18 protein-coding genes and 1 pseudogene are annotated in these 18,330 nt (G+C 62.3%); 15 read left to right on the plus strand and 4 right to left on the minus strand.

From position 1 onward, the window contains the following. From E8F12_RS03460 to E8F12_RS03470, 3 genes are all read left to right on the plus strand, one after another. Positions 1-786: transglycosylase SLT domain-containing protein (locus E8F12_RS03460; RefSeq protein ID WP_280323906.1), on the plus strand; the 786-nt coding region annotated here is incomplete at its 5' end. 189 nt (positions 787-975) lie between these two features. Continuing rightward, positions 976-1,356 (plus strand): hypothetical protein, encoded by a 381-nt coding sequence (locus E8F12_RS03465; RefSeq protein WP_280323907.1) that lies wholly within the window; start codon positions 976-978, stop codon positions 1,354-1,356. 11 nt (positions 1,357-1,367) lie between these two features. Continuing rightward, the gene (locus tag E8F12_RS03470; RefSeq protein ID WP_280323908.1) at positions 1,368-1,529 is read left to right on the plus strand and encodes a glycine zipper domain-containing protein; all 162 of its coding nucleotides are present in this window, start codon (positions 1,368-1,370) and stop codon (positions 1,527-1,529) included. 72 nt (positions 1,530-1,601) lie between these two features. Here E8F12_RS03470 and E8F12_RS03475 read toward each other — a convergent pair whose 3' ends face one another. From E8F12_RS03475 to E8F12_RS03485, 3 genes are all read right to left on the minus strand, one after another. Continuing rightward, positions 1,602-2,543: a malate dehydrogenase gene (locus E8F12_RS03475; RefSeq protein WP_280323909.1), complete on the minus strand. Its 942-nt coding sequence runs from the start codon at positions 2,541-2,543 to the stop codon at positions 1,602-1,604. Between the two features lie 64 nt (positions 2,544-2,607). Continuing rightward, positions 2,608-2,844: a thermonuclease family protein gene (locus tag E8F12_RS03480; protein ID WP_280323924.1), complete on the minus strand. Its 237-nt coding sequence runs from the start codon at positions 2,842-2,844 to the stop codon at positions 2,608-2,610. Then, on the minus strand, positions 2,745-3,119 hold the full coding sequence (locus tag E8F12_RS03485) for a thermonuclease family protein (RefSeq protein ID WP_280323910.1): 375 nt from the start codon (positions 3,117-3,119) through the stop codon (positions 2,745-2,747). Before E8F12_RS03485 ends, E8F12_RS03480 begins: the two co-directional genes overlap by 100 nt. A 489-nt stretch (positions 3,120-3,608) precedes the next feature. On the opposite strand from E8F12_RS03485, the pseudogene E8F12_RS03490 reads away from it, so the two are divergent. The 5 genes and pseudogenes from E8F12_RS03490 (at position 3,609) to E8F12_RS03510 (ending at position 7,932) form a co-directional block, all read left to right on the plus strand. Further along, positions 3,609-4,229, plus strand: a pseudogene (locus E8F12_RS03490) (tyrosine-type recombinase/integrase). 230 nt (positions 4,230-4,459) lie between these two features. Beyond that, positions 4,460-5,551, plus strand: a complete 1,092-nt coding sequence (locus E8F12_RS03495; RefSeq protein ID WP_280323911.1) for an alpha/beta fold hydrolase — start codon at positions 4,460-4,462, stop codon at positions 5,549-5,551. Positions 5,552-5,609: 58 nt separating this feature from the next. Further along, positions 5,610-6,662, plus strand: coding sequence for an alpha/beta hydrolase (locus E8F12_RS03500; protein ID WP_280323912.1), 1,053 nt, complete (start codon positions 5,610-5,612; stop codon positions 6,660-6,662). 15 nt (positions 6,663-6,677) lie between these two features. After that, positions 6,678-7,163 carry a cupin domain-containing protein gene (locus E8F12_RS03505; RefSeq protein ID WP_280323913.1) on the plus strand — a complete coding sequence of 162 codons (486 nt, stop codon included), beginning with the start codon at positions 6,678-6,680 and terminating at the stop codon, positions 7,161-7,163. Further along, positions 7,141-7,932, plus strand: coding sequence for a carboxymuconolactone decarboxylase family protein (locus E8F12_RS03510; RefSeq protein WP_280323914.1), 792 nt, complete (start codon positions 7,141-7,143; stop codon positions 7,930-7,932). The genes E8F12_RS03505 and E8F12_RS03510 overlap by 23 nt, the downstream gene beginning before the upstream one ends. 34 nt (positions 7,933-7,966) lie before the next feature. Here E8F12_RS03510 and E8F12_RS03515 read toward each other — a convergent pair whose 3' ends face one another. Further along, positions 7,967-8,860 carry a LysR family transcriptional regulator gene (locus tag E8F12_RS03515; protein ID WP_280323915.1) on the minus strand — a complete coding sequence of 298 codons (894 nt, stop codon included), beginning with the start codon at positions 8,858-8,860 and terminating at the stop codon, positions 7,967-7,969. A gap of 595 nt (positions 8,861-9,455) precedes the next feature. Between E8F12_RS03515 and E8F12_RS03520 the strand changes: the two genes are divergently transcribed. The 7 genes from E8F12_RS03520 to E8F12_RS03550 all read left to right on the plus strand — a co-directional run bounded on the left by E8F12_RS03520 (position 9,456) and on the right by E8F12_RS03550 (position 18,127). Further along, entirely contained in the window at positions 9,456-10,589 is a 1,134-nt protein-coding gene (locus tag E8F12_RS03520; RefSeq protein ID WP_280323916.1) for a PAS domain-containing protein, read from the plus strand. Further along, complete coding sequence (locus E8F12_RS03525) at positions 10,586-12,040, plus strand: sigma 54-interacting transcriptional regulator (protein ID WP_280323917.1); 1,455 nt, start codon at positions 10,586-10,588, stop codon at positions 12,038-12,040. Before E8F12_RS03520 ends, E8F12_RS03525 begins: the two co-directional genes overlap by 4 nt. A 254-nt stretch (positions 12,041-12,294) precedes the next feature. After that, positions 12,295-12,897, plus strand: coding sequence for a dimethylamine monooxygenase subunit DmmA family protein (locus E8F12_RS03530; RefSeq protein WP_280323918.1), 603 nt, complete (start codon positions 12,295-12,297; stop codon positions 12,895-12,897). Continuing rightward, positions 12,894-13,862, plus strand: coding sequence for a PDR/VanB family oxidoreductase (locus E8F12_RS03535; RefSeq protein WP_280323919.1), 969 nt, complete (start codon positions 12,894-12,896; stop codon positions 13,860-13,862). The genes E8F12_RS03530 and E8F12_RS03535 overlap by 4 nt, the downstream gene beginning before the upstream one ends. Before the next feature lie 13 nt (positions 13,863-13,875). Further along, positions 13,876-14,916 carry a DUF3445 domain-containing protein gene (locus tag E8F12_RS03540; protein ID WP_280323920.1) on the plus strand — a complete coding sequence of 347 codons (1,041 nt, stop codon included), beginning with the start codon at positions 13,876-13,878 and terminating at the stop codon, positions 14,914-14,916. Between the two features lie 106 nt (positions 14,917-15,022). Beyond that, the gene (locus tag E8F12_RS03545; RefSeq protein ID WP_280323921.1) at positions 15,023-16,549 is read left to right on the plus strand and encodes an APC family permease; all 1,527 of its coding nucleotides are present in this window, start codon (positions 15,023-15,025) and stop codon (positions 16,547-16,549) included. Positions 16,550-16,702: 153 nt separating this feature from the next. Next, positions 16,703-18,127, plus strand: coding sequence for a gamma-aminobutyraldehyde dehydrogenase (locus E8F12_RS03550; RefSeq protein WP_280323922.1), 1,425 nt, complete (start codon positions 16,703-16,705; stop codon positions 18,125-18,127). Positions 18,128-18,330 lie beyond the last annotated feature (203 nt).

Genomic DNA, 18,330 nt, shown 5'->3' on the forward strand with positions numbered 1-18,330 from the left:
ATGGACAAGCACAAGGCGGACCTCTGGAAGCAGGTCTTTCCCGCGGTTACGGTCCATGAAGGGGTTGCCATACGCACGGGGGGAGAGATTGCCTGGGCGATACGGAAGGGGAGCCCGCAACTCAAAACGGCTGTTGATGACTTCGTCACTCGTCACCGCAAAGGAACTGCAACGGGAAATATGATTCTGACGCGCTATCTGAAGAGCGCGAAATATATCAAGAACGCTGCATCCCAGGCGGAGCGGAAGAAGTTCCTCGATTTGACTCAATTCTTCAAGCAATACGGTGACAAGTACAGTGTGGACTGGCTGCTGATGGCGGCTCAGGGGTACCAGGAGTCGCGGCTTGACCAGTCCGTTCGAAGCCCCGTGGGAGCCATCGGCGTGATGCAGGTCATGCCGGCTACAGGCAAGGAGCTAAAGGTTGGCGATATCAGGCGAACCCAGTCGAATATCGAGGCTGGGGTCAAGTACATGCGGGTGATGATCGACAGGTACTACGGTGACGAACCGATGACCGAACTGGATAAGGTCCTGTTTACCTTCGCGTCGTACAACGCCGGACCGGCCAGAGTTGCGCGGCTGCGCGAGGAAGCCGCCAAGCGCAGGCTGGATCCCAACATCTGGTTCCATAACGTCGAGTATGTCGCAGCCGAGCGAATCGGCGCGGAGACGGTGACTTACGTCAGCAATATCTACAAGTACTACATCGCCTATCGGTTGATCCTGGAAGCACAGGAGGCGAAGCAGCGAGCCACGGAACAGGTCACGGCTCAGCCTGAGTAGGACTGCTGTGTAGTTCGCGTGCAGCAAGAGAAATTGTGGGTGCGGGCATTGACATGCGGGGCCGGCGAGAGCCCGGTGATGCTCCGGTATGTTCGACTGGTTCGAAGCGCGATCCGGCGAAGCGACCCAGGGCCGCCGGTGCAGGCCGCGCCACGGCGTTGAGGTTCAGCCTAGCGAGGAGGGAAGACGATGAGAACATTGCGAATGGGCACGCTGGTATTGGCGGCATGCGTGACCCTGGCGACGGCATCGGGCATTGCCCGCGCCGACGAGGTGCCCATGATCACCGGCGAGCAATGGATGCAGTCGTCGGAGCAGCTCAAGAAGGCCTATCTCGTCGGCATCGCCAACGCCTACCAGGTGGAGGCGGCCTACCATGGGTCGAAACCGCTGTCCGATGAGCAGAGCCTGATTCCGCGTTTCGGCAGGGGCTTGAAGGGCCACACGCTCGACACCGTGCGTGAAGGGCTCAACCAGTGGTACGCGGCCAATCCCGACCGCGTGAAACGGCCCGTCATCGAGACCATCTGGTTCGAGATGGTCGTGCCCGGTCTGCAGCAGAACAAGTAGCGGAGGTGAACATGAAGCGGTCCCTATTGTTTGCCGCAGTCCTCACTGCAGCGGGCGTGATCGGCTGCACCTCGATGACACCCCAGCAGCAGGGGACGATGAGCGGCGCGGCGATCGGTGCCGTCGCCGGTGGAGTTGCCGGCAACATCAAAGGCAGCAAGCAGCAGAAATAGGCGGCCCAGTCCGCGCCATGACCCCGAGCGCCAGGGACCGGCGCTCCACTCCCCCTTGCGCCCAAAACCCCCTCATATACCCCCGCTCAAAGCATTCATTTCAGCAATATCACGCACCACCTGATCGGCAGAGTGGTCGAACATCGCCTGCTCCTGCGCATCCAGCGGCAACTCGATCACCCGCGCAACCCCCAGCTCTCCCAGCACACAGGGGACGCCCATGGCGATACCTGTCCGCCCGTACTCGCCTTCGAGAATCGCGACCGTCGGCAAAATGCGGTTTCGCCCATTGGCGATAGCATCCACCATCTCTGCGATAGCCACGCCCGGCGCATCGCAGGCGCTCCCCACCTTCTTCAAACCCAGAATCTCGCCGCCACCCTGACGTGTGCGCTCCACAATCCGCTCTATCTGCTGATCGGACAGGAAGTGAGACAGCGGCACCGAACCGACCGCACAGTAGCGCATCAGCGGCACCATGCTATCGCCATGCCCTCCCAGCACCAGCGCGGTGATATCCCGAGCAGAAAACCCTGTCTCCTCGGCAATGAAACACTTCATGCGCGCGGTATCCAGTACCCCCGCCTGCCCAAACACCCTGTTGCGTCCCAGCCCACTGAGACTGCAAGCCCGGTAGGTCAGCACGTCGACCGGGTTCGACACCACCAACACCGTCGCCGCCGGGGCATGACGATTAATATCCCGCATGATGCTATCGAGAATTGGCAGATTGATACTCAATACATCCTGACGCGACTGACCAGGCTTGCGGGGCACACCCGCGGTAATCACCACCAGGTCAGAATCCTGCAGCAATTCGGCATTGGAGCCGCCGTAAACCCTGGTATCAGAACCTGACTCAACTGCCGCCTGCCAGACATCCAGCGCCTTGCCCTTTGCCAACTCACCCTGCACATCAATCAACATCAACTCATGACAGAACTCTTCCCGGGCGATGATCTGAGCCGCCGCCTCACCCACTATTCCGGCACCCACAATTGATAGCTTGTTCACCTCACACCTCCCCGCGGCGCGCGCCACGAGCAACACGCCCACCTTTGCAGAGAAGTATTACCTGCTAATGCAAAAAGGCCACCCGAAGGTGGCCTGTAGTTCTTTTACCTGCTTTTCGCCATTCCCATGGCGGCATTACTTCAGCCTCTGATAACCCCCATAGGCCGAGCCGTGCGGCCTTAGCGGACTGCTTCAGGTCTATCAGGGATTGATCGCTGTTGTATTGGCGATACACCCAAGCGGCACCCGGGGCAACCATTTCTCGGTTGGCATGTACGCCGTCAACATAGGCATACCCGATAGTGCGCCCGTACCTGTCTTTGCTTCCGCCTCAAGGGGAATGTCCTTTCCAAACAGCAGCTCGCTGAGCTCTTGTTTGGCCTTTTGGCCGTAAGGCTGCTTGCTTTTGGGGGTGTCGATATTGGCCATGCGTACTTTGATCTGGGATCGTGACGCATCAAGGCATATGAAGGTGTCGCCATCGCTGATGGCGACCACCTTGCAGCTAATCTCAGACGAGAATGCCAAAGGGCTTAGCGTAATCGTTAACAGGGCAATCCAGCGGCCTAACCACATTTTTCGTGTATTTCTAGTCCTTGGATGCTTGCAATCCGAATTCTGCAAGCTAGCGCGCATAAGCCAAACGCCATCACACACTGGCAAGCATATGCTTTGCCCCCAGCGGTACTAATGTGTCTGCAAAAGGCTGATGTCATCGGTTTAGGCGAGGTGCGGTCTCCCCACGATCCTGACCCGCGCCGACGGCAGTCTATGCTGGATAGCTGTATCTGCTCCACTGTTCGTTATGGCTATTCTCTGCCTGTGCTTGAGCGACTTCGTTTGACTCCCGATGCCTTTGATACTGGCGGTTTCTGTCTTCGCCCTCTGCTCATTTTCGTCTTCGTTCAGGACTGCGCCCTGGGCTTCGATAGCCTCCGCGAAACCTTAGCCCATGGTCTTCTTCTGGCCGGTTTCTGCCGGTTCCCACCGGCAGCTTCGGATCGGCTAGCGACCGTGCAACGTGGCCTATCCACCCTTGTCCTCCCTCAACGCGGAGAACAAGCCATGAACACCACTGCTACCTGCAGCCATCAACCTAGGAACAAGGGAAATCTTGTTGGGCAGAAGGCCCTGCTCCGACTCAGAGATATCTGGGCCATTCGGGTAAGACTCCAGCTCGCGGAGAAGACACTGGATCTGGCTCTCTTCAACTTGGCTATCGACAGCAAGCTGCGAGCCTGTGACCTAACCAAGCTGCGTGTACGGGACGTAGCTCATGGGGAACATGTGTCGTTATGAGCCATCGTGATGCAGCAGAAGACTCAGCGCCCAGTGCCATTTGAAATCACCGAGCAAACCCGAATGGCTCTGAAGGTCTGGCTGCTTCAAGTCTGCTTTCGTAGCGAGGATTTCTTGTTTCCAAGTCGGTTCCACGGCTCAGATCATCTCTCTACCCGGCAATACGATCGAATAGTCAAAGCCTGGGTGACGGCCATTGGCCTTGACCCAACCATGTACGGCACTCACACCCTCCGGCGAACCAAGGCATCGCTCATCTATCGCAGGACGAAGAACTTGCGAGCAGTCCAAATTCTGCTTGGTCATACGAAGCTTGAAAGCACCGTCAGATACCTGGGAATCGAGGTCGATGATGCCCTGGAAATGGCGGAGCAGACCGAAGTCTGACCCTCCGCCGCGACGGTCAAGGATAGACCGTCGCAATCCTGCCAAGTGCAGACCGAGTAAAAGGAGGTGGTCCCGTTCTGATGCTTCTCTGCCTTCGCCACTTGCCCGGCGTGATAAACAGAGCGCCTATTTATGCATTTTTGGTATCAGTACTATTCGACTATTGATATTTATCGATCAATAGTCTGGGGTTAACGTGCTTCTCAGTTCACTCAAACCGAGAGCAACCCATGACCCCACACATCATCCGCAAGTGCGCGCCCGCGATTGGGGCGGGAACCCTGTGTCTTGCGTTGTTCTCCAGCGCGGTCGTCAGTGCGAGTGAACGCAGCCCGTTGGTCATCAAGGACCAGGGAAGCCTGATTGCCGGTGGCAAGGTGATCACGACGTCAGGCACCTTTGATCCGTACAACCCGATGAAGCCCGATGGTCAGACTTACCACGGCGATCACGTCTATGCGTTCTATCAGATCCCAGTGGACGCCAACCCGCTTCCAATCGTCATGTGGCATGGCGCAGGACAGTCCGCAAAGTCCTGGGAGACGACGGCCGATGGACGCGAAGGGTTCCAGAACATCTTCCTGCGTCGCCGCTTCGCCACCTATCTGATCGACCAGCCGCGGCGGGGAAATGCGGGACGCAGCCTGGTTGAAACGACCATCAAGCCAGTCGCGGACGAGCAGCTGTGGTTCAACCAGTTCCGCATCGGCTTGTGGCCCAACTCCTTCGAGGGCAGCCAGTTTCCACGTGGAGAGGATGCACTGGAGCAATTCTTTCGTTCGATGACACCCAACACCGGGCCCTTCGACATCGAGGTCGTATCCGACGGTGTCTCTGCCCTGCTGGAAAAGACCGGCCCCGCCATTCTGTTCACCCATTCCCAGGCGGGCGGGCCCGGTTGGCTGACTGCGATCAAGAGTCGCAATGTGCGGGCCATCGTGGCGTTTGAGCCGGGCAGCAGCTTCGTGTTTCCGGAAGGTGAAGCTCCCGCGCCGATCCGCAGCGCGTTCGACACGCTCTCGGCGCATGTCGTGCCGAAGGCGCAGTTCGAAGCGCTGACGCGGATTCCCATCGTCATCTTCTATGGCGACAACATCCCCGCCAAGCCAGTGGCGCTGCCTGCACAGGACAGCTGGCGCGCCCGGCTTGAGATGGCACGCCTGTGGCGTGGCACGGTGAACCGGCATGGCGGCGACGTGAGGCTCATCCACTTGCCGGAGATCGGGATCAAGGGCAACTCCCACTTCCCGTTCTCGGACATCAACAACCTCGAAATCGCAGACCTGGTTTCGAAGTTTCTCGCAGAGAAAGAACTTGATTGACCGCGTTGCACGGCGATAGCCGCCGCGCCTCTCACCAGAAGTTGGCAGGAGTATCCAGATGAAGCGAACGATAAAGGCCACCTTCATGGCCGTGATGGTCGGTTTGTCGGCGCTTGGCGCCGAGGCGGCGGACTCCAAGCAAAACCCGTTCACCTTGGTCTACGACGGCGCCATTGCGAAGAACGAGCCGGGCAAGGTCAATATCCATCCGGTCACGTACACCCTCAACGGCCTGAACATTGCCGCCAACGTCTATACGCCGGCGAACTACGATCCTGCGAAGAAATACCCGGCAGTTATCGTGGCGCATCCCAATGGAGGGGTGAAGGAGCAAGTCGCCGGCTTGTATGCCCAACGATTGGCCGAGCAAGGCTACATCACGGTTGCCGCTGATGCGGCCTATCAAGGTGCGAGCGAAGGCCAGCCGCGCAACGTGGACAAACCCGCGAATCGCATCGAAGACATCCACGGCATGGCGGACTTCATCAGCCAGTATGCCGGCGTGGATCAGCGACGCTTGGGGCTGCTCGGGATCTGCGGCGGTGGTGGGTACTCGCTGGCCGCAGCGCAGACCGACAAGCGCTTCAAGGCCCTTGCGACCTTGAGCATGTTCAATTCCGGACGAGTTCGTCGAAATGGCTATGTGGATTCGCAACTGGACACCATCGAGCAGCGACTGCAACAGGCGTCGGCGGCCCGCGCCGAGGAAGCGGCCGGCGGGGAAGTTCGCTATGCAGGTGATGCCAACCTCACCGATGAGCAGATCGCCAAGTTGCCATTCGCTCTGTACCGGCAGGGCTACGAGTACTACTGGAAGACATACGCGCACCCCAACTCGACCTTCAAGTACACCATGAGCAGCTTGCTGGACCTGATGCGCTTCGACGCTACCAACCAGATCGAATTGATCGACAAACCGTTGCTGATGATCGCGGGCAGCAAGGCCGACAGCCTGTACATGAGCAAAGAGGCGTTCCCCAAGGCCAGCGGCACGCAGGACAAGGAGCTGTTCCTGATCGACGGCGCCACCCATATCGAGACCTATTGGGTTCCTGAGTATGTGGACGTCGCCATGGGCAAGCTGACGACGTTCTACGCCAGAACGCTCTGAACAGAGGCATGCAGCATGAACAAGACTCTGCTTGGGGTCGCGGTATGCGCCGCGATTCCCTTCGCCAACGCGGCCGACGAGGCCAAGGAGTCCTCGGCCGCCCAGCAGATCAGCCGCGCCGGCACGCAGGCTTCGGTCGCAGGCCCGGCGGATTACTTCACCGGGCGGGTGCGCGTTGATCCCTTGTTTCCCGCCAGTCGCGAGATCAATGCCTCCGGCGCCTACGTGACCTTCGAGCCCGGCGCGCGCTCGGCGTGGCACACGCATCCCGCCGGACAGCGACTCGTCGTCGTATCCGGCGTGGGCCTGATCCAGGAGTGGGGCAAACCCGTGCAAGAAATTCGTCCAGGCGACGTGGTCGTGTGCCCTCCTGGCGTCAAGCACTGGCACGGTGCCGCGCCGACGACCGCAATGACCCACCTGGCCGTTACTGGCGCGGTGGATGGCAAGAGTGTGGAATGGCTGGAGAAAGTCCCCGATGACCAATACAACGCCCGCTAGCTACTTCAAGCCAGGAGCGCTGGCAGCGGCATTCGTGCTGAGCTTGGGGCTGGCGATTACGCCGAGTCACGCTGCCCAGAACTCCGTGGAGCCGCAAGCCCTGTCCAATGCGATGCCCACCGCCGAAACCCTGTCCGCCAAGCAGCGGGCCATTCCGTTGATCGCGGCCACCATGGCCACGAGCGACATGCCCAAGCTCAACGCTGCACTGAACCAAGGCCTGGATGCCGGTCTGAGCATCAGCGAGGCGAAGGAGATCCTGGTGCAGCTCTACGCCTACACCGGGTTTCCACGCAGCCTGAATGCGCTCACCGAGTTGATGAAGGTGGTGGAGCAGCGAAAACAGCGCGGCATTCAGGACGCCCCGGGGCGCGAGCCCAGTCGCGACGTTCCCACTGGTGATGAACTGCTGGCGGTGGGCAAGGCCAACCAGACCCGCATTGCGGGTGCGCCCGTCCAGGGGCCGCTGTTCGACTTTGCGCCCGTCATCAACCAGTACCTGCAGGCGCATCTGTTCGGCGACATCTTCGAGCGCGATAACCTGGACTGGCAGAGTCGTGAGCTGGCGACGGTCGGCGCGCTGGCCGCCACGCCCGGCGTGGAGCCACAACTGCGCTCGCACATGGCCGCCAGCATGAGGGTGGGTCTTACCGCTTCACAGTTGCGTCAAGTGATCCAGGTGCTGGCCAACAACGGCAACGCCGATGCAGCCAAGCGTGCCCGCGAGGCGTTGGATACGCATTTGGCCGGAGCTGCCGGGCGTTCATGAGTCCGGACTCCATAGTCCGGTGAGCGAGAAAAAATCAGCCGGAGTAGCGCAGCGCATCACGGAACAGCGTGAAGGCGGGTGAAGTCTGGCGTCTGCTTGGGTAGTAGAGGTGGTACCCCGCGAACGGTTCGCACCAATCCGCGAGCACGCGAATCAACCACCCGTCGTCGACATGCTTCCGCACCAGGTCCTCAGGCATGTAGGCCAGCCCCAGCCCCTTGAGCGCTGCTTCCATTCGCATGGCAATGTTGTTGAACACCAGTTGCCCCTCGACGCGGACTTTCAGCTCCTGTCCCTTCTTCTCGAACTCCCAAGGAAAGATTCCGCCGTAAGTCGGCATTCGGATGTTGATGCAGTTGTGCTGCATGAGATCGCGCGGGATCTTGGGTTTCGGATGCCGGGCGAAGTACTCCGGAGAGCCGACAACAGCCATCTGCATGTCGGGGCCGATGCGTACCGCGATCATGTCCTTGGCGACCTGCTCACCCAACCGGACGCCGGCGTCGTAGCCTTCCGCCACGATATCGGTCAGACCGTAGTCCACGATGATCTCGATGTTGAGATCGGGATTCTCGGGCAGCAGCTTTGCGAGCGCGGGTTGCAGGATGGTGATCGCGGAATGCTCGCCGGCCGTGATGCGCAGATTGCCGGCCGGCTTGTCGCGGTACTTGCTGAGCAGACCCAGCTCGCTGTTGATTTCTTCGAACCTCGGGGCGACCACCCGCAGCAGATGTTCACCGGCCTCGGTGGGAGAAACGCTTCGGGTGGTGCGCGCGAGCAACCGGACGCCCAGTCGTTCCTCCAACTGACGCATGGCCCGGCTCAAGGCGGGCTGTGACATGCCAAGTTTGGCTGCGGCGCGGGTGAAGCTGCGTTCCTGCGCCACGGTCGCGAAGATCGCGAGTTGGTCGAAGCTATCGACGGTCATTTATTCGACCCTGTTATGAGCCACTCGCGATTATGTCATTTTGCATGAGGAATAGAATCGCCGCAGGTGTTGCTGACGGTTCCAAGTGTCGGATTCGGGGCGAAAGTCGCCCCCTGCTACTGACTGCTTCTGGCTGATTCACCATCATCCCCATGGTTCGAAAGATGCCATCCCGCGCATACAGCCTCCCAAAGTCCCCCTAAAGAGGGATCAGCCCCTACCGCGCCAACTGCATCGCCGTCCTACAATCGCCTTGGGGAACATCCGCTCCGCTGTGGCTATGCTGCAATCCAGGTTTGGGAACCTGTGATTCTCAGGGAAGCAAGAAAATGGGATAGCCATGCCTTCGCGGGTCTGGGCAATCCAAGGCGGACTGTGCGAAGCGGGCCGGGTACCGGCGGGACGGTCTACCCGACACTCTCCCGGCCTCCCCTTAATCCGACCGGAGGTGCTGTAGAGACGCACAAAGGCGCTGTAAAAATGCAGCACTCGCGCTTCACTTCCGGCTGAAGGCCCCGTGCCTCCTGTCCATGGCAGCTGGCACGCAATGTGCGGGTTGAAATTCGAATCCCGCACAGCACTCTCTGGATGCATTATGGACCTACTACAACTGCTGGCCGACAAGGGCCTGCTCCTTTCCGACAGCATCTCCGTCAATGGCCAGCTGCTGCACGTCTCGCCCAGCCAGAGCGACCAGCTCGGCTACGCCCCGGACGAACTCCACGGCCAGGGTATCGAGCAGATTTACACCGCCGAATCGGTACGCGCTCTGCACCAGCTGTTCGCCAACCCGCCCGCCGACGAGCGGGTCCAGGACCTGGAGCTGACCCTGATCCGCCATAGCGGCGGTCTGCTCCCAGTGCTGGCCAGCGGCATGCTGGAGTGGCGCGCAGTAGCCTCGCCACGCCTGCACCTGATCAAGATGCCCCTGGGCTCCCTCAGCCGCCGCATGAGCGAGCTGCAGAACGCCAACGAAGTCATGAGCCAGATGCTCTACAGCGCCAAGGTGGCCTACTGGTGTATCGAGTTCGCCGAGGCGGTAGACATCACCCAGACGCCCGACGAAGTGGTCCGCCAGGTGTTCGAGAACCGCTCCTACTGGCGCATGTGCAACCGCGCCATGGCGGACGTCTACGAGATGCCGGCGGACGTCGACTTCAACCAGCAACCGGTGCGCCTCTATTGGCCGCGCAGCCCAGCCAATGAAGAGTTCGTGCGGCGCCTGGTGGAAACCGATTTCTGCGTCGACGGCGCGCTCTCGGTGGACCGACGCCACGACGGCTCCCCGGCCTACGTGGAGAACGATGTCCGCGCCGCCATCCACAACGGCCGCCTGCTGCGCATGTGGGGCAGCATCCGCGATGTCAGCCAGGAACTGCGCATTCAGCACGATGCCGAACAGCGCATCGACGCCTTGCGTCGGGTTTTCGACGCGGTCCCGGACGCGGTGCTGGTAATCGACGAAGAACTGCAACCGCAGTGGCGCAATGCCGCCTTCGAGCACACCTTCGGCATCACCCAGGGAGCCAGCATTGCCCATGCCCTGCTCGACCAGTCGCCGCCTGAGCGCACCTGGCACAGCTTGCACCTCACCGACCTCAGCGGCCGCCCGCAACTGTTCAACGTCCACTGCTCGCGCATCCTCATGGAGGAAGGCGTAGCGTGGAAGGTGGCGGTGCTGCGCGCGGCGCAACGTGCCGCCCAGCATAGCACCGAGCTGCATCCATGATTGAAAAAAGCCTCCTGCCGCCCCTGAAGATGGGCATGCGCTCCTCGGTCAACGTCAGCAGCGAAATCCTTTCCTCACTGCTGGAAACCCCGGCGCTGCATGCCCTGCTGGACAGCTTCAGCGAGGCGATCATCCTTTGCGATGGCGAGTCGCGGGTGCGTTTCCTCAACCTCGCCGCCGAGCGGGTCAACAGGCTGTCGCGGCAGGAGGTGGTGGGCCTGCCCAACGCCGAGTTCTTCCAGCGCTCGGCCCTGGGTTTCGAGGACTTCCAGCAGGCCGTCGGCCGCGGCGGCAACAGCGCGCTGACCCGCTCCCGCGATGGCCGCATGTTCCTCACCAGCACCCAGGCGGTGCCCACCGGCGCCTACGAAAAACCCTATACCCTGCTGGTGCAGCGCGACTTCGAAGGCCGCGAAAGCCAGCGCCGCAGCTCCCAACAAACCTTCGCCCCAGCGGAGAACAGTGGCCTCGGCGACCCGCAGGACAACGCCCTGCACCTTTCGCCCCTGCTCTCCAGCATCGCCGACACCGGCGTGCGCGCCTTCCGCCGGCGCGCCCGCCTGCTGCTGCTCGGTGAGCCCGGCGTGGGCAAGACCGCCATCGCCCGGCATATCCACCGCGCCGCTGGCTGGGGCGATCGGCCTTTCATCCACGTCAACTGCGGCAGCATCCCGGAAACCCTGTTCGAGTCGGAGATGTTCGGCTACGAGCGCGGCGCCTTCACCGGCGCCCTGCAGGGAGGCAAGCGCGGCTATATTGAAAGCGCTTCGGGCGGCACCCTTTTTCTCGATGAGATCGGCGAGATTCCGCTGCATGTGCAGGCCAAACTGCTCAAGTTCCTCGAGGATGGCAGCATCCAGTCGGTGGGCTCGCCGCTCTCCAAGACCGTCCAGGTCCAGGTGATAGCCGCCACCAACAAGGACCTGCGCCGCCTGGTGGAAACCGGCGAGTTCCGCGCCGACCTCTACTACCGGCTGGCGGTATTGCCTGTGGAGATCCCTCCGCTGCGCCAGCACCTGGAAGACCTGCCGGTGCTTATGGACATCCTCCTGATGCGCATCAACCGTGACCGCCAGCCGACTCTGCGGCTATCCGGCGGCTGCCGCCAGCGCCTGCTGAACTATGACTACCCGGGCAATATCCGCGAGCTGGTGAACATCTTCGAACGTCTGGCCGTACTGGCCGACGACGAAGCCAGCGAGCAGCACCTGCCCCCGGAACTGCTGGGGCTGGTCGCGCCAATAGGCGCCAGGCCTGCTACCCAGCGCGTGGAGCTCGAGACGCTACCGCCGGCCCGCGACGAAGCGAGTGAGAACCTCAAGGCCCAGGTCCAGCGCTACGAACGCCAGCTCATCCTGCAGGCGGTAGAAAGCCAAGGCAGCAAGCGCAAGGCGGCCCAGCAACTGGGCATCGACATCGGCACCCTGATCCGCAAGCTGCAACGCGACTGAATCCTCCGGCACAGGGATGTGCCTGCCGCTGCAATTTCCCCTTCCCGCGCCATCCAGCACCGCTGCAAGAATGCCTACAGCGTTCGCCACTTTTGCTTACAAATTTGCCAACCAAAAAATATAAAACCTTATAAATCAATTACTTATAAATATGGCACGCCAAATGCTTTATGACCTCCACCCCATCCACCTGAGTGGGTCATCGCATAGATGCCGAGCCCCAGCGGTCCGGCAGTTCTGGAGGTAAAACAACAATGCTGATTACAGGTATCAAGAGCCGGCCGGTCTACGACCAGCTGCGCCCCCTCCCCGGCGGCACTCGCCACATCGTCGCCGGCCAGGGCAGCGGCGGCCGCGCCATGCTGCGCCTGCTGGGCGAAATGTCCGGGCAGGGCCTACACATCACCGTGTTCTATTCGCAGGAATCCTTCTCCGGCCAGGACTTCCTCGTCGAGCTGCAACAGCAGCAAGTTGCCGAACTGCGCGTCCACGCCAGCAACCAGGCCCTGGTCGAGGCGCTCGACCAACTGCTGGGTGAGTCCCGCATGGGCACACGCCTGTACCTTTCCGGATCGGAAAGCTTCATCGGCACCGCCATGCAGGTAGCCACCGCCTACGACCTGAACCACGACGAAGTACTGCGCGAAGACGCCGGCACCTACGTGCGCCGCATCTGGTGCGTGCACTGCGACACCTACACCGAGAACGTCACCAAGCGTGTCTTCCAGTGCCCCGGTTGCAACCTGATGCTGGTCGTGCGCGACCACTACTCCCGCCGCCTCGCCGCCTTCCAGGCGGTCAAGGCCGACGCCGAAGCCCCCGGCGAACTGCCGGAAGCAGAGGAGCTCGACACATGAGCCAACAAACCGGAACCCTCAACGTGCGTGTCGCGCACATTGAAGCGGTCACCCCCGAAATCAAACGCTTCACCCTGGTTTCCACCGACGGCTCGCACCTGCCGCCCTTCTCCGGCGGCAGCAACGTGGTGGTACTGATCCCCCACGACAACGGCACCTACCGCAACGCCTACTCGCTGATGAGCTCGCCGTACGACTCCAGCGCATACCAGATCGCCGTGCGCCGAATCGAAGACGGCCGCGGCGGCTCATTGCGGATGCACGAGGCGGTGAACGAAGGCGATGTACTGCAAATCCTTCGCCCGGTGAACCTGTTCCCGCTGAGCAAACACGCTCGCCTGCACTTGTTCGTCGCAGGTGGCGTCGGCATAACCCCGGTCTGCTCGCAACTGGCCGAGCTGCGTCTGCGCGGTACGCCCTTCGAAGTGCACCTGGCGGTACGCGGTACCGAACATGCCCGCCTGGGTGAAGAGCTGCAGCGAAAGTACGGCGACGTAGTGCACCTGTACCGCGGCAATCTCGATCAACGCCTGGATATTTCCGCCGTGCTGGCCGACCGCCCGCTGGGCAGCCACCTCTATGTCTGCGGCCCGGAATCCATGATCCAGGACGCCATCGACAGCGCCCTCGCCCAAGGCTGGACCGACAGCCACATCCACTACGAGCGCTTCCTCGAACAGGGCAGTGCCGGCGAAGCCTTCAGCGTCACCCTGGCGCGCAGCGGCGCGACCATCGACGTCTCGCCCGACCAGAGCCTGCTGGAAGCGGCTGAAGCCGCCGGCCACCGGATTCCCTACCTGTGCCGTGGTGGCGCCTGCGGGGAATGCGAGACCGAAGTGCTCGAACTCGACGGCGAGATTCTCCACACCGACGACTGGCTGTCGGACGAGGACAAGGCCACCAACAAGAAAATCATGCCCTGCGTGTCGCGCGCCAAGTGCTCGCGCTTGGTCATCGATTGCTGAGCGGAGAATACCCATGACCATCCAGTTCCGACCCGACGAAACCTACCGCGACGACTACACCTACGCGAACAGCCCCGAGTGCATCGCCCGTGCGCCCTTCCCCTTCCCGGACGACGAGTACATGTACTCGATGAACCTGGAGCCCCACGTGTCGGTGGGCGACGCCGCGCTGCGAGCCGTGTTCGACATCGACGAGCACTACATCAGCGAATGCCGCGACCGCGCCATCACCCTGGAAAAGGACCCGGGCATGCACTACGTCTCGGCTCCGCACATGATGGAAGCCCAGTGGGACCTGCTCGAGCTGATCATGGAGTCCTACGCGAGCGACTACCCGGAATACTTCCAACTGGAGAAGGAAGGCACTCGCTGGCACTGGACCAACAAGCTGCTGAACATCGACGACACCTTCACCTTCGGCGACCCGGCGACCCTGCCCTATGAGCCGATGGAGTACATCACCCGCCAGGCCCAGGGCGACTGGGTACTACAGGAAGAACGTGACGGCACCCTCTACTGGGGCGCCGGCATCGCCACCCAGCGCGCCGACTACTCGCTGCGCTTCAACCTCGGCATGGCCTGGCACGAGTTCCATGGCCCGGTGCCGCTGGTGAAGGAAACCGGCATGCTCGACCGCGCGCTGAAGTTCCTTCTGCGCCTGCGCTGCGGCCATCCGGTGCGCCGCCTGAACTGGTCGCTGACCGTCAACCCGCGCCTTGACGTTTCCGCCGAAAGCCTGCCCGACTGGGCGCCGGACCGCACCACGGTGACCGCCGAGAACGCCGGCAAACTGGTCTACCTGCGCATCGAACTGCAGCCCCTGCACCGCCTGCCGCGCAGCAACGCCATCGTGTTCCCGATCCGCACCTACATGCTGAACCTGGAAGACATCGCCACCAACCCGGCATGGGCCAAGCGCATGCACCGCGTGCTCAAGTCCCTCAACCAGGAACTGGTGGACTACAAGGGCTTCACTCGCTACCGCGATGCCGCTGTCGAGTGGCTCTCGCAGTTCGATGACGGCCATGACGAGGAGGTGGCCAAGGCCGGATAAGCCCGCATCACGCTTTACCCATAAAAACAAAAGCTCCATCAGGAGCACCGGCGGGCCGCAACCCGTCGGCCATGCAATCGACTGCCATTCAAATGAGGAAAACAATATGAGTGGGTCACCTGCAGCGCGTGCAACCGCGACACTCGATCACGACGCCGAGCAACTGAAGGCGCTCGGCTACAGCTCCAACTTCGAACGCAGCATGAGCCTTTGGGAGAACTTCTCCCTGGGCTTCACCTATCTGTCGCCGGTGGTCGGCGTCTACACCCTGTTCGGCCTCTGCCTCGCGGCGGGCGGCCCGCCGATGTTCTGGTCCTACCTGCTGATCGGACTCGGCCAACTGCTGGTGTGCCTGATCTTCGGTGAAGTGGTTTCGCAGTTCCCCATCTCCGGTGGCGTCTACCCCTGGGCCCGTCGCCTGGTAGGCAAGCGCTGGGCGTGGATGGTGGGTTGGGTCTATGCCTGGGCGCTGTGCGCCACCATCGCCGGCGTCGCCGTGGGCGCGGGTCCCTACCTCGCCGCCATGCTCGGCTTCGAGGCCAATTCCAACGCCAACATCTACATCGCCCTTGGCCTGATCCTGCTGTCCACCGCACTCAACCTGGTGGGCACCAAGCTGCTCGCCCGAGTGGCCATGTTCGGCTTCCTCTGCGAGCTGGTGGGCGCCATCCTGGTCGGCGGTTATCTGTTGCTGTTCGAGCGTCATCAGCCGTTCAGCGTGCTGTTCGACACCTTCGACTTGAACGTCAACGGCTCCTACCTGCCCGCCTTCCTCGCCGCCTCCCTCGCTGGCCTGTTCCAGTACTACGGCTTCGAGGCCTGCGGTGACGTGGCCGAGGAAACCCCCAACCCCGGCAAGCGCATTCCCAAGGCCATGCGCATGACCATCTACATCGGTGGTGCCGCCGCCATGTTCGCCTGCCTGGCGCTGATCCTCGCCGTGCCCGACATGCAGAAGGTGATCGCCGGCGAAGACACCGACCCGGTTTCCACCATCCTCGCCAATGCGTTCGGCCCGGTGGGCTCGAAACTGGTGATGGCCGTGGTGATGGTCTCCTTCATCTCCTGCGTGCTCAGCCTGCAAGCAGCCGCCAGCCGCCTGCTGTTCGCCTATGCCCGCGACGAGATGATCGTCGGCAGCAACCTGCTCAAGCGCCTGTCCGCCAACCATGTGCCGTCCTTCGCCCTGGTGGTGAGCGGCGTGGTGCCGGCGGCCATCGTCTGCCTCGGCCTGTTCATGGCCGATGCCGTGGCCACCATCGTCGGCTTCGCCGCCATCGGTATCTACGTAGCCTTCCAGATGATCGTCATCGCCGCACTCATCGCCCGCGCCAAGGGCTGGAGCCCGAGCGGCCAGTTCAGCCTCGGCGGCTGGGGTCCGCTGGTGAACATCGCCGCGTTGATCTACGGCGTCGGCGCCATCGTCAACATGGTCTGGCCGCGCTCTCCGGATGCCGCCTGGTACATCAACTACTCGATGATCCTGACCACGGTCGTGGTGATGGGCGCCGGCTTCCTCTACATGCTGCTGGCCAAGCCCTACGACAAGGGCACCGCTCCGGCCGGCGACACCTGGAAGTTCTCCAAAACCGCCCCAAAGGCCGCTGACGTAGCTGGCGTGCCTGCGCAGTAAGCACCGTCCAACCTCCCCTCTCCCTCGCTTTTCTCCCCTCTCCCGCTTGCGGGAGAGGGGCCGGGGGAGAGGGCAGTCCGAGCCGCACCGAATTTCCCTCACCCCAACCCTCTCCCAGAGGGAGAGGGGCTAGAACTCAGCGAGGTTTACCCCATGCAAACCAAACTCCTGATCAATGGCCAACTGGTCGCCGGCGAAGGCCCGAGCTTCGCCGTGCTCAACCCGTCCCTCGGCACCGCCCTGGTGGAAATCGCCGAGGCCAGCCCGGCCCAGGTCGATGCCGCCGTGCAGGCCGCCGATGCCGCCTTCCCGGCCTGGTCGCAGACCCCGCCGAAGGACCGTTCCGCCCTGCTGCTCAAGCTGGCCGACAAGATCGACGCCCACGCCGAGGAACTCGCCCGCCTGGAATCGCAGAACTGCGGCAAGCCCTACACCGCCGCGCTGAACGACGAGCTGCCGGCCATCGCCGATGTGTTCCGCTTCTTCGCCGGCGCCAGCCGCTGCATGAGCGGTTCCGCCGCTGGTGAATACCTGCCCGGCCACACCTCGATGATCCGCCGCGATCCGATCGGCGTGGTCGCCTCCATCGCGCCGTGGAACTACCCGCTGATGATGGCCGCCTGGAAACTCGGCCCGGCCCTGGCCGCCGGCAACACCGTGGTGCTGAAACCCTCCGAGCAGACTCCACTGACCGCCCTCAAGCTCGCCGAATTCATCAACGAGCTCTTCCCCGCCGGCGTGGTGAACCTGGTCTTCGGCCGCGGCCCGAGCGTCGGCGAACCGCTGACCACCCACCCGAAAGTGCGCATGGTCTCCCTCACCGGCTCGGTCGCCACCGGCTCGCGGATCATCGCCGGCACCGCCGACAGCGTGAAACGCATGCACATGGAACTGGGCGGCAAGGCCCCGGTGATCATCTTCGACGATGCCGACATCGACGCCGCCGTGGAAGGCATCCGCACCTTCGGTTTCTACAACGCTGGGCAAGACTGCACCGCCGCCTGCCGCATCTACGCGCAGCAGGGCATCTACGACAAGTTTGTGGCCAAGCTCGGCGAGGCCGTGGGCAGCATCCAGACCGGCCTGCAGGACGACCCGGCCACCGAACTCGGCCCGCTGATCACCGAGCAGCACCTCGCGCGCGTCGAAGGCTTCGTCCAGCGCGCCAGCGCCGTGCCGCACATCCAGGTGGTCACCGGCGGTGCGCGCGTCGCCGGCCCCGGCTTCTTCTTCCAGCCCACGGTGCTGGCTGGCGCCCGCCAGGACGACGAGATCGTCCGCCGCGAGGTGTTCGGCCCGGTGGTCTCGGTCACCGCCTTCGACGACGAGGAGCAGGTACTGGCCTGGGCCAACGACTCCGACTACGGCCTGGCCTCCTCGCTGTGGACCGCCGATGTCGGTCGCGCCCACCGCCTGTCCGCGCGCCTGCAGTACGGCTGCACCTGGGTCAACACTCATTTCATGTTGGTCAGCGAAATGCCCCATGGCGGGGTCAAGCACTCCGGCTACGGCAAGGACATGTCCATGTACGGCCTGGAGGACTACACCGCCGTGCGTCATGTGATGTTCAAGCATTAATCGGCTGTTCGCTCTTCCTTGTGGGGGCGACTTCAGTCGCTAAGCAGGCCGCAGGCCTGCCCTGGGAGCAACCAGGGGGCAGCTGCGTCGCCCTTCGCGAATGAATTCGCCCCCACAGGAAGAACAGATTCGCTTCACCGGCACCATCACTCACCAGGAGAACGATCAATGCGTAACACCTTGCGTAATTTCAGCTTCATCCT

Source organism: Pseudomonas sp. BN102 (genome assembly GCF_029871245.1).
Taxonomy (GTDB): Bacteria; Pseudomonadota; Gammaproteobacteria; order Pseudomonadales; family Pseudomonadaceae; genus Metapseudomonas.

Coding starts and splice junctions, on each gene's coding strand:
- E8F12_RS03485 (WP_280323910.1), bottom strand. CDS start 3,119: ATGTGGTTAGGCCGCTGGATTGCCCTGTTAACGATTACGCTAAGCCCT.
- E8F12_RS03550 (WP_280323922.1), top strand. CDS start 16,703: ATGCAAACCAAACTCCTGATCAATGGCCAACTGGTCGCCGGCGAAGGC.
- E8F12_RS03465 (WP_280323907.1), top strand. CDS start 976: ATGAGAACATTGCGAATGGGCACGCTGGTATTGGCGGCATGCGTGACC.
- E8F12_RS03520 (WP_280323916.1), top strand. CDS start 9,456: ATGGACCTACTACAACTGCTGGCCGACAAGGGCCTGCTCCTTTCCGAC.
- E8F12_RS03525 (WP_280323917.1), top strand. CDS start 10,586: ATGATTGAAAAAAGCCTCCTGCCGCCCCTGAAGATGGGCATGCGCTCC.
- E8F12_RS03510 (WP_280323914.1), top strand. CDS start 7,141: ATGACCAATACAACGCCCGCTAGCTACTTCAAGCCAGGAGCGCTGGCA.
- E8F12_RS03515 (WP_280323915.1), bottom strand. CDS start 8,860: ATGACCGTCGATAGCTTCGACCAACTCGCGATCTTCGCGACCGTGGCG.
- E8F12_RS03505 (WP_280323913.1), top strand. CDS start 6,678: ATGAACAAGACTCTGCTTGGGGTCGCGGTATGCGCCGCGATTCCCTTC.
- E8F12_RS03540 (WP_280323920.1), top strand. CDS start 13,876: ATGACCATCCAGTTCCGACCCGACGAAACCTACCGCGACGACTACACC.
- E8F12_RS03530 (WP_280323918.1), top strand. CDS start 12,295: ATGCTGATTACAGGTATCAAGAGCCGGCCGGTCTACGACCAGCTGCGC.
- E8F12_RS03470 (WP_280323908.1), top strand. CDS start 1,368: ATGAAGCGGTCCCTATTGTTTGCCGCAGTCCTCACTGCAGCGGGCGTG.
- E8F12_RS03535 (WP_280323919.1), top strand. CDS start 12,894: ATGAGCCAACAAACCGGAACCCTCAACGTGCGTGTCGCGCACATTGAA.
- E8F12_RS03495 (WP_280323911.1), top strand. CDS start 4,460: ATGACCCCACACATCATCCGCAAGTGCGCGCCCGCGATTGGGGCGGGA.
- E8F12_RS03545 (WP_280323921.1), top strand. CDS start 15,023: ATGAGTGGGTCACCTGCAGCGCGTGCAACCGCGACACTCGATCACGAC.
- E8F12_RS03500 (WP_280323912.1), top strand. CDS start 5,610: ATGAAGCGAACGATAAAGGCCACCTTCATGGCCGTGATGGTCGGTTTG.